Raw genomic sequence first — 9,884 nt, 5'->3', positions numbered from 1 at the left:
TCGGTGACCGGTTTTCGCGACCGGCTGGAAGCCCTGGCGCAGCAGTAGGTCACTCAGGCCAGTTTAATCATGATCATGCCGGCGAGCAGTAATACCAGCCCTATCCAGCCTTTATTGTTTAAACGCTGCCCGAACATAATCCAGCCTGCCGCCAGGGTGGCGGCAATACCGAAGCCCCCCCACAGCGCATAGGCCACGGACAGATCGATGCCTTTCACCGCCTGTGACAGGGCGCTAAACGCCCCCAGAACCGCGGCAATCGATAACAGGCCGTAGGCTTTACGACGAAAACCGTCGGAGAACTTCAGAAAGACGTTGGCAATAATTTCCAGAACGATGGCGAAAGCCAGCCAGGCCGCGTGGATCCATTCAAACTGCTGCATGGGTCTGCTCCTTCTGCTGTTTTGCCGGTTTGCGTGTACCCGATTTAATCAGCACGATACCTGCGACCAGGGTCGTCAGCCCGGCAATTTTCATTGTCGTCAGGGTTTCATCAAATAACATGACGCTAAACAGCGTAATCAATAAAATACCAATACCTTCCCACAATGCGTATGCCACGCCCAGCGCGATTTTTTTAACCGCAAAAGAGAGGAAAATATAGGAAAGCGTAATCATGACCAGCATCAAAATAAAACCGGTGCTGCCATCACTCACGCTTGCCCATTTCATCGACAAGGTGCCGGTAATTTCAGCGACGATCGCCAGAGCTAATAAAATCCAGTAAAACATGTTTTTTCTCCTGCTTGAGAATATAATCCATCGAGGCTCGCTGCGGACAGCAAACCAAAAAATTGGGAATTAAATCAGTTAGCTAAGCGCATAGCGCCAGCTCAGGCAGAAGACGTGACTATAGCGCGGAACGCCAGTGTTGCTCACCAGAAAGCAGGCAGAGGGAGGTAGAAAACAGAGCAGAGTTGTTTGAAAAATACGTCCTGAACAAATTGTCCATAAAATTACAATTATCCGCGGTGTTGCTTCTCGTCTTTGCGGATGAAAATTGTCCTCGGTAGTTGAACACGCCTGATTTGTATCATAAGCCAGGAATTTACTCAAAGCCTTTTCATTTCTTTACCCAGTCTGTTTGATTTTGGTTAGTTTTTTTAATCCGCTTTCCCCTCTATTATAAATAAAAAACTGTTCAGGAACGTCCATGGCCAAACCTATTATCACCCTCAACGGGCTTAAGATCGTCATCATGCTGGGCATGCTGATGATCATTCTGACCGGCGTTCGTTTTGCGGCCGATATCATCGTGCCTTTTATCCTGGCGCTTTTTATCGCGGTGATCCTCAATCCGCTGGTGCAGCGAATGGTGCGGCTGCGCATCCCGCGTGTGCTGGCGATAAGCCTGCTTATCAGTATTATTATCGTTGCGATGGTGCTGTTAGTCGCCTATCTGGGAACGTCCCTGAACGAGCTGGCGCGGACGCTACCGACATACCGCTCTTCCCTGGCGACCCCGCTGCTGCAAATTGAACCCTGGCTGCAACGCGCGGGTATCGAAGTCTCGGTTGAGGAACTGCTTAAATATATCGATCCGAATGCCGCCATGACGATTGTCACCAGCCTGCTGGCACAACTCTCCAACGCCATGACCTCGATTTTCCTGCTGTTCCTGACGGTTGTGTTTATGCTGCTGGAAGTTCCACAGCTGCCTGCAAAGCTCCAGCACATCATGGTGCGTCCGGTAGAGGGAATGGGCGCCATTCAGCGCGCGCTCGACAGCGTTTCACGCTATCTGGTGCTGAAAACGGCCATCAGCCTGGTGACGGGATTAGTGGTCTGGGGGATGCTCGCCGCGCTGGATGTGCGTTTTGCCTTCGTCTGGGGGCTGCTGGCCTTTGCGCTCAACTATATTCCTAACATCGGCTCCGTGCTGGCGGCGATCCCCCCTATCCTTCAGGTGCTGGTTTTCAGCGGTTTGTATGATGCCCTGATTCTGCTGGCAGGCTATCTGGTGATTAACCTTGTCTTCGGGAACATTCTCGAACCACGGATAATGGGACGCGGGCTGGGGCTTTCAACCCTTGTTGTGTTCCTGTCCCTGATTTTCTGGGGCTGGCTGCTCGGGCCTGTCGGCATGCTGCTCTCCGTTCCGCTGACAATTATTGTCAAAATTGGCCTGGAGCAGACCGCCGGTGGACAAAGTATCGCTGTACTGCTGAGCGACATGAGCCATAAGGCCGATTAATTGTCCATCGACAGCATGGGCTTACCCGTTCTTCCCGCTTCGCGATAGTTGCCTACTGCCCGCTGCCATTCCGACAGCGGGTAGAGGGTGACATCGCTGCACTGGCTGGCGCGCAGTTTAGGCCAGATGCGCCGAAACTCCGCCTGCCACGCCTCAGCGTTCAGCGCGTCCAGATAGTTACGAATGTGAAACCACGCCACGCGCGGCAACGGCCGCTGCTGCCGGAAGATCTGCCCGGAGAGTAGCCCGTAGCAGACAAAGGTGCCGGTTTCAGGCATCACGCTCAGGATCGTCTCCGCCAGACTGCCGCCCGTGGCGTCGTACACCACCTCCGCTTGCGCGGCGGCAGCATTGACGGCGGCCGTATCATGTTGCGCAATCGGGACGATCCCCATTTCAGCCAGACGTTGAGCGTGCACGGGCGAACGATGGATCCCGTAAACCGCCTCAGCACCCGCCTGGCGTGCCCATTGCCCGAGCAGAACGGCGCAGTCAGAACCGGCAGCGGTGAGCAGCACCGTTTTCCCGACCGGAGGATAGCGGTCCAGCATCATCTGTGCGGCAAGCGGGTTGATATACGCCCGCGCGGCAAGTAGCGAGTCGACGTCGTCCGGGACGGGAACCGCATACGCCGCCGGGCAGTCGACATAGCGCTGCCAGGTTCCCTGCCCCCGTAACGGCAGGACCCGCTTGCCCAGCAGCGCCGGATAAGCGGCGGGCGTTTCGGTCACTATTCCGACCCCTTCATAACCGGCTATCGCAGGCAGCGGCGTGCGATGGCGATATGCTCCGGTGATGGGGATGAGATCGGAGGCGTTCACCGGGGAAAAAAGCATGCGCACACGTATCTCTCCCGGCTGTCGCGGCGACAATGGTGTGGTTTCCGCTTGCAGTACCGATTCAGGCTCACCAAACCGGCGATACCAGAGAGCCAGATTAAGCATTGCGATCGCGCCATCCCATTTCCGGTGCGACATGTTTCAGGATGGACTCGATCACATGTGCGTTGTATTCCACACCCAGCTGATTCGGCACGGTAAGTAACAGCGTATCCGCTTCCGCGATCGCTTCATCCTTTTTCAACTGTTCAATCAGCTTGTCTGGCTCTGCGGCATAGCTGCGTCCGAAAATGGCCCGCGTTTTCTCATCCAGATAGCCCACGCTGTCGCTTTCATTGCGGCTTGAACCGAAATACATCCGGTCGCGATCGTCCATCAGGGCAAAAATACTGCGGCTGACCGAAACGCGTGGCTGACGGGTATGCCCTGCCTCAGCCCAGGCCTGTCGGTAGGCACGGATCTGTTTTGCCTGCTGAATATGGAACGGCTCGCCGGTTTCATCATCTTTCAGCGTTGAGCTTTGCAGGTTCATCCCCAGTGTTGCCGCCCATACTGCCGTTGCATTAGAGCCAGCCCCCCACCAGATACGATCGCGTAAGCCTTCTGAATGCGGCTCCAGACGCAACAATCCCGGCGGGTTTGGGAACATCGGCTGTGGGTTAGGCTTCGCAAACCCTTCACCGCGTAATACATCAAGCAGTACCTCAGTGTGGCGGCGCGCCATATCAGATTCGTTTTCCCCTTCCTGCGGCACGTAACCAAAATAACGCCAGCCATCAATCACCTGCTCCGGCGAACCCCGGCTGATACCAAGCTGTAATCGCCCGCCGGAGATGAGATCTGCCGCGCCAGCATCTTCCGCCATATACAGCGGATTTTCATACCGCATGTCGATCACGCCCGTCCCGATTTCAATGCGTTTGGTTTTCGCGCCTATTGCAGCCAGCAAGGGGAATGGCGAACTGAGCTGGCGGGCAAAGTGATGCACACGGAAATAAGCCCCGTCCGCGCCCAGCTCTTCGGCAGCGACCGCCAGATCGATGGACTGTAGCAGCGTGTCAGCCGCGGTTCGCGTGCCGGACTGAGGTGACGGCGTCCAGTGACCAAACGACAAAAATCCGATCTTTTTCATAGTGGAGTATCCTGATAAAGCATTGCGTTATCCCTACTCTACGCATTAACGGATGAGAATAAATGGTGATTATTTAACGGAATGCTTCAAATAAACTGACAGAAATACGCAAATCGCACGCTGCCTTCCCGCAGAGGAGGCATTCTCCTGACATCTCATAATGGGATATAGTGTGAACTATTCTCTTTTTAACAGGTAACATCAGCAATGGCTCTGATCCCCAAAAACTACGCACGGCTGGAAAGCGGCTACCGTGAAAAAGCGCTAAAAATCTACCCCTGGGTTTGTGGACGCTGCTCGCGTGAGTTTGTTTATTCAAATCTTCGTGAACTCACGGTTCACCATATCGACCACGATCACACCAATAACCCGGAAGATGGCAGTAACTGGGAGCTGTTGTGCCTGTTTTGTCACGATCACGAACACTCAAAGTACACCGAAGCGGATCAGTATGGCACCACCGTTGTCGCGGGTGAGGATGCGCAAAAAGACGTGGGTGTCGCCACGTTTAACCCCTTTGCCGATCTCAAGGCGATGATGAACAAGAAGAAGTAATATCGACGGCTTCACTGCCCATACCTGTCGTATGGGCAGTCAGAAAGCCACATATGTTGTATTCCAGTCACAGGTTGAACAATGACACGGCTTTAATATCTGCCTCAGGGTTCACGCGTTTTACTGCCTCTAAAAACGCAGCGAAGTTTTGATTAAACACCGTCAGATTATTATAAAATTGCACCTGTTTTTCACGGGTTCCCTCAAGATAACTCACAGACCAGATCCGCCTGTTATTTATCACTATCGAGCCTGGTTTAATTTTTATGATAGTCGCCAGCTCAATTTTACGGGTGCTGCTCTTTATAACCTCGTATAAATACTGCTCATCATAAAAGTAGGTTTTACCTGACGAGCCGCCAAACCAGACAGGATGGGTTGAGATTTTTTTCATTCCCCGGCTATCGGCAACGATGCGCGTTGGATGCCGAATACGCCTGACGAAAAAGCGTATCAGCATAATCAGTGCCACAAAAGACAGCACCACAAAAAGAACGTTAATGCTCTCCCGCATATTTCGTTACCTGACATGCATAGTTATAAGTGAAGAAGTATACCCAAATAGTCTGGTCGTGATAATTACCCTTCTACGCCCGTACGCCATGATGCCTTGTTACCCTTGATCTTTGCTATCGATATACAATACTGTATATAAATACAGCATTAATTGACGGTGATCATCATGCAGTTTTTCACGCCATCAGAGCGACGCCGGAGCGTGGCCCTTCCCCTATTCAATGACCCTGTTCCTTACGTTCTGAATGAACGTATAAGCGCGCCCACGAAGGCTCGCGGCGTAGTGACCTGTATCGCGACATCTGCGAGCTGACCATGTTTGCACTGTGTGATGTGAACGCTTTCTATGCTTCCTGTGAAACGGTTTTTCGCCCGGACCTGAAGGGACGACCGGTGGTCGTGTTGTCCAATAACGATGGGTGCGTCATCTCTCGCTCCGCTGAAGCCAAACCCTTTGTGAAAATGGGTGAACCGTACTTCAAACAGAAAGATCTCTTCAGGCATCATGGCGTGGTTTGTTTCAGCAGTAATTATGAACTTTACGCGGATATGTCCAACCGGGTAATGAACACGCTTGAAGAGATGTCGCCTCGTAGCGAAATATACTCAATTGATGAGATCTTTTGCGATCTTACCGGCGTGCGTAATTGTCGCGATCTTTCCGATTTTGGGCATGAAATGAGAGCGACCGTACTGCAACGCACCCATCTGACCGTCGGGGTGGGCATCGCACCCACAAAGACGCTGGCGAAACTGGCAAATCACGCGGCGAAACGCTGGCAGCGCCAGACGGGAGGCGTTGTTGATTTATCCAATGTGGATCGTCAGAGAAAGCTGATGGCGGCGCTACCCGTCGAAGACGTTTGGGGGGTAGGACGTCGCATAGCGAAGAAGCTTGAGATGATGGGGATTAAGACCGTCCTGCAACTGGCAGACACCGATATCCGGTTCATAAGAAAACATTTCAATGTCGTGCTGGAGAGAACGGTGCGTGAATTACGGGGCGAATCGTGTCTTGAACTGGAAGAGTTTGCCCCGGTAAAGCAAGAAATCGTCTGTTCGCGCTCGTTTGGCGAACGCCTCACCGAATATGACGATGTACGCCAGGCCATCTGTAGTTATGCCGCCCGGGCAGCAGAAAAACTTCGCAATGAGCATCAGCATTGCCGCTTTATCTCCGTATTTGTTAAAACCTCGCCCTTCGCGCTTAACGAGCCATATTATGGCAATAGCGCGTCGGTAAAACTGCTCACCCCAACCCAGGATAGCCGGGATATTATCGGCGCATCAGTTCGTTGTCTGGATGCGGTCTGGAAGAACGGCCATCGGTACCAGAAAGCCGGAGTGATGCTGGGAGATTTTTATAGCCAGGGCGTCGCGCAACTTAATCTGTTTGACGACAACGCACCCAGGAAAAACAGCCAAAAGTTAATGGATGTATTAGACCATCTGAATGCTGAAAATGGCCGTGGCACGCTTTACTTCGCGGGACAGGGTATACAGCAGCCGTGGCAGATGAAACGGGAAATGCTTTCACCCCGCTACACCACCCGCTTTGCGGATCTCCTCACTGTTAAGTGATATTAACAATTGCTGCTAAGTTGTAATTTTCCCCTTGCCGGACCGGACAAATCGGTTATCGTGCCAGGCAACTTTCGCAGCAATAAAAGACAGTGGGATGCGCTATGGCGATTTTTGATGGTCACAATGACCTGTTGCTTAATTTATGGCTTCACCATCGCCAGGATCCGGTAACGGCCTTCTTCTCCGGCATTGAGAACGGACACCTCGATTATCCACGCATGCAGCAAGGCGGATTTTCCGGCGGGCTGTTCGCGCTGTTCGTGCCGCCGCAGGAGTATATCGCCCGCATGGCGCCACAATACGCCAGCGAGCCGTGGCAGCCGGTCGACATTCTCTGGCAGCAGTTGACGATCCTTAAGCAGCTTGTCGCACACTCCGATGGCCGGGCACGATTGTGCCTGAGCGCGGCGGATATCGAACGCTGCCGTCAGGATAAAGTGCTGGCGATGGTGGCGCATATTGAGGGCGCGGGCGGTTTTGACGGCGAGGGAGACGATCTACAGGCTTTCTATGCCGCCGGGGTGCGCAGCATTGGGCCTTTCTGGAACATTGCTAACCGTTTCGGCACCGGCGTTAACGGGGCGTTTCCCGGCAGCCCGGACAGCGGCCCAGGGCTTACCGCTGAGGGGATCGCCCTCATTAAGCACGCTAACGTCCTGACCATGCTGATTGACGTTTCGCATATGAATGAAAAAGCGTTCTGGGATACCGCTCGTCATTCCTCTTCACCGCTGGTCGCCACCCATTCCAACGCCCATACGCTGTGCCCGCAACCGCGCAATCTGACCGATCGGCAGCTACTGGCTATCCGCGACAGCGGCGGCGTGGCAGGCGTCAATTTCGGCAACGCGTTTTTGCGCGCCGACGGTAAACGCGATAGCGATACCCCGCTGAGCACAATCGTTCGTCATATCGACTATCTTATTAACATCATGGGTGACGATCATGTCGCGCTGGGCTCCGATTTTGACGGCATTACGTTGCCTGATGACTTACACGATGTGAGTGGTTTACCGCGGCTAATCAGCGCGTTGCGTGACAGCGGCTATGATCAATTTGTGCTGAATAAGCTGCTGTGGGGCAACTGGCAAAAGGTATTGCAAAATGTTTGGCAACAATAAGTTACGTTGTAAACATTAAGTTAATTCCTTACATCTTTCGGGTTGAGCTTTGCCCTCCTGTGACGCATTATTTGATGACCATCACAAAACTGGCACAAACAATGGCGTTAGTGCTGCATTTTTAAAGAGGAAAAAACGATGTGGAAGAAACCTGCTTTTATTGATTTACGTCTTGGCCTGGAAGTGACCCTGTACATTTCCAACCGCTAATCGCTCTGCCCGCCATCCGTGCGGGCATTTTTGTTTGACTACCTGGCCCATCTTCATGTTTATAAAAGTCCTCGGTTCCGCCGCTGGCGGTGGTTTCCCCCAGTGGAACTGTAACTGCGCCAACTGTCAGGGTTTGCGCGACGGTACCCTTCAGGCGACCCCTCGCACCCAGTCGTCGATCATCGTCAGCGATAACGGCAAAGAGTGGGTGCTGTGTAACGCCTCCCCCGATATCAGCCAGCAGATTGCCCATACGCCAGAACTGAATAAGAAAGAGGTTCTGCGCGGCACGCATATTGGCGGCATTATTCTCACCGATAGCCAGATTGACCACACCACCGGGCTGCTCAGCCTGCGCGAGGGGTGCCCGCATCAGGTATGGTGTACGCCGGAGGTGCATGAAGATCTTTCCAGCGGATTCCCGATTTTTACCATGCTCCGGCACTGGAACGGTGGCCTGATTCACCACCCGATCGCGCCGCTCACCGCCTTTAGCGTGGAAGCCTGCCCTGATTTGCAGTTTACCGCTGTCCCCATCGCCAGTAACGCGCCGCCCTATTCGCCGTGGCGCGACCACCCGCTGCCGGGGCATAACGTGGCGCTGTTTATCGAAAACCGCCGCAACGGTCAGACGCTGTTCTACGCACCGGGTCTCGGTGAACCCGATGACGCCATCCTGCCGTGGCTTAAAAAAGCGGACTGTCTGCTGATTGACGGCACCGTCTGGCAGGACGATGAACTCCAGGCCACCGGCGTCGGGCGCAATACCGGCCGCGACATGGGGCATCTGGCGCTCGGCGATGAACACGGCATGATGGCGCTGCTGGCCTCGCTGCCGGCAAAGCGCAAGATTCTGATCCACATTAATAACACCAACCCGATCCTTAACGAGCAGTCGCCGCAGCGTCACGCCCTTGCGCAGCAGGGAATAGAAGTGAGCTGGGACGGGATGAACATCACGCTTCAGGACTAACTATGCACATTCGCGAAACGCTCTCGCCGCAAGAGTTTGAGCACGCCCTTCGGGCGAAAGGCGCCTACTATCATATTCACCATCCGTACCATATCGCGATGCATAACGGCGAGGCCAGCCGCGAGCAGATCCAGGGCTGGGTGGCGAACCGGTTTTACTACCAGACGACGATCCCGCTGAAAGACGCGGCAATTATGGCGAACTGCCCGGATCCGCACACGCGTCGCAAATGGGTGCAGCGGATCCTCGATCACGACGGTAGCAACGGTCATGACGGCGGTATCGAAGCCTGGCTACAGCTGGGCGAAGCCGTGGGGCTCAGCCGCGAGGACTTAATCAGCGAACGCCACGTGCTGCCCGGCGTCCGTTTCGCCGTCGACGCTTACGTTAACTTCGCCCGCCGCGCCAACTGGCAGGAGGCGGCATGCAGCTCGCTCACCGAACTGTTCGCCCCGCAAATCCATCAGTCGCGTCTCGACAGCTGGCCACAGCACTACCCGTGGATCAAAGAGGAAGGCTATTTTTATTTCCGCAGCCGCCTCAGCCAGGCCAGCCGCGACGTTGAACACGGTCTGGAGCTGGCGAAGCGTTACTGCGATAGCGCGGAAAAGCAGAATCGAATGCTGGAGATCCTTCAGTTCAAACTCGATATCCTGTGGTCGATGCTCGACGCGATGACCATGGCCTACGCGCTACAGCGTCCGCCTTATCACACGGTCACCGACAAAGCGGCCTGGCACACAACCCGACTGGTATAAGC

Annotated in this window: 13 protein-coding genes; 7 read left to right on the top strand and 6 right to left on the bottom strand. The window is 54.2% G+C overall.

The genetic code is table 11. The features are described from left to right. Positions 1 to 53 precede the first annotated feature (53 nt). The 3 genes from mdtI to ACWKXX_RS05590 all read right to left on the bottom strand — a co-directional run bounded on the left by mdtI (position 54) and on the right by ACWKXX_RS05590 (position 1,021). Positions 54 to 383 (bottom strand): multidrug/spermidine efflux SMR transporter subunit MdtI, encoded by a 330-nt coding sequence (gene mdtI, locus ACWKXX_RS05600; protein ID WP_003857463.1) that lies wholly within the window; start codon positions 381 to 383, stop codon positions 54 to 56. Continuing rightward, positions 370 to 732 (bottom strand): multidrug/spermidine efflux SMR transporter subunit MdtJ, encoded by a 363-nt coding sequence (mdtJ, locus tag ACWKXX_RS05595; RefSeq protein ID WP_015570633.1) that lies wholly within the window; start codon positions 730 to 732, stop codon positions 370 to 372. Before mdtJ ends, mdtI begins: the two co-directional genes overlap by 14 nt. A gap of 118 nt (positions 733 to 850) precedes the next feature. Beyond that, positions 851 to 1,021, bottom strand: a complete 171-nt coding sequence (locus tag ACWKXX_RS05590) for a protein YdgV (protein ID WP_006808891.1) — start codon at positions 1,019 to 1,021, stop codon at positions 851 to 853. Positions 1,022 to 1,153: 132 nt separating this feature from the next. On the opposite strand from ACWKXX_RS05590, the gene ACWKXX_RS05585 reads away from it, so the two are divergent. Then, positions 1,154 to 2,194, top strand: a complete 1,041-nt coding sequence (locus tag ACWKXX_RS05585) for an AI-2E family transporter (RefSeq protein ID WP_015570634.1) — start codon at positions 1,154 to 1,156, stop codon at positions 2,192 to 2,194. Here ACWKXX_RS05585 and ACWKXX_RS05580 read toward each other — a convergent pair. Next, the gene (locus tag ACWKXX_RS05580; protein ID WP_261666271.1) at positions 2,191 to 3,138 is read right to left on the bottom strand and encodes a zinc-dependent alcohol dehydrogenase family protein; all 948 of its coding nucleotides are present in this window, start codon (positions 3,136 to 3,138) and stop codon (positions 2,191 to 2,193) included. The genes ACWKXX_RS05585 and ACWKXX_RS05580 overlap by 4 nt on opposite strands. Beyond that, positions 3,131 to 4,165: an LLM class flavin-dependent oxidoreductase gene (locus ACWKXX_RS05575; protein WP_017384559.1), complete on the bottom strand. Its 1,035-nt coding sequence runs from the start codon at positions 4,163 to 4,165 to the stop codon at positions 3,131 to 3,133. The genes ACWKXX_RS05580 and ACWKXX_RS05575 overlap by 8 nt, the downstream gene beginning before the upstream one ends. Positions 4,166 to 4,372: 207 nt before the next feature. Here ACWKXX_RS05575 and yajD point away from each other — a divergent pair, with 207 nt between their 5' ends. Then, positions 4,373 to 4,720: an HNH nuclease YajD gene (yajD, locus tag ACWKXX_RS05570; protein ID WP_006808895.1), complete on the top strand. Its 348-nt coding sequence runs from the start codon at positions 4,373 to 4,375 to the stop codon at positions 4,718 to 4,720. Positions 4,721 to 4,787: 67 nt separating this feature from the next. Here the strand turns inward: yajD and ACWKXX_RS05565 are convergent, their stop codons facing one another. Further along, positions 4,788 to 5,234 carry a hypothetical protein gene (locus ACWKXX_RS05565; protein ID WP_023303649.1) on the bottom strand — a complete coding sequence of 149 codons (447 nt, stop codon included), beginning with the start codon at positions 5,232 to 5,234 and terminating at the stop codon, positions 4,788 to 4,790. A 317-nt stretch (positions 5,235 to 5,551) separates the two neighbouring features. Here ACWKXX_RS05565 and ACWKXX_RS05560 point away from each other — a divergent pair, with 317 nt between their 5' ends. From ACWKXX_RS05560 to pqqC, 5 genes are all read left to right on the top strand, one after another. Continuing rightward, entirely contained in the window at positions 5,552 to 6,817 is a 1,266-nt protein-coding gene (locus ACWKXX_RS05560) for a Y-family DNA polymerase (protein ID WP_023303648.1), read from the top strand. 104 nt (positions 6,818 to 6,921) lie between these two features. Continuing rightward, complete coding sequence (locus tag ACWKXX_RS05555; protein WP_047746253.1) at positions 6,922 to 7,941, top strand: dipeptidase; 1,020 nt, start codon at positions 6,922 to 6,924, stop codon at positions 7,939 to 7,941. Between the two features lie 138 nt (positions 7,942 to 8,079). Further along, positions 8,080 to 8,151: a pyrroloquinoline quinone precursor peptide PqqA gene (pqqA, locus tag ACWKXX_RS05550; RefSeq protein WP_002905689.1), complete on the top strand. Its 72-nt coding sequence runs from the start codon at positions 8,080 to 8,082 to the stop codon at positions 8,149 to 8,151. A gap of 55 nt (positions 8,152 to 8,206) precedes the next feature. Further along, complete coding sequence (gene pqqB / locus ACWKXX_RS05545; protein WP_023303646.1) at positions 8,207 to 9,124, top strand: pyrroloquinoline quinone biosynthesis protein PqqB; 918 nt, start codon at positions 8,207 to 8,209, stop codon at positions 9,122 to 9,124. 2 nt (positions 9,125 to 9,126) lie between these two features. Next, positions 9,127 to 9,882, top strand: a complete 756-nt coding sequence (gene pqqC, locus ACWKXX_RS05540) for a pyrroloquinoline-quinone synthase PqqC (RefSeq protein WP_003857506.1) — start codon at positions 9,127 to 9,129, stop codon at positions 9,880 to 9,882. Positions 9,883 to 9,884: the final 2 nt, after the last annotated feature.

Source organism: Enterobacter sp. UPMP2061, from assembly GCF_053709615.1.
This window is presented reverse-complemented; position numbering and strand designations above follow the sequence as displayed.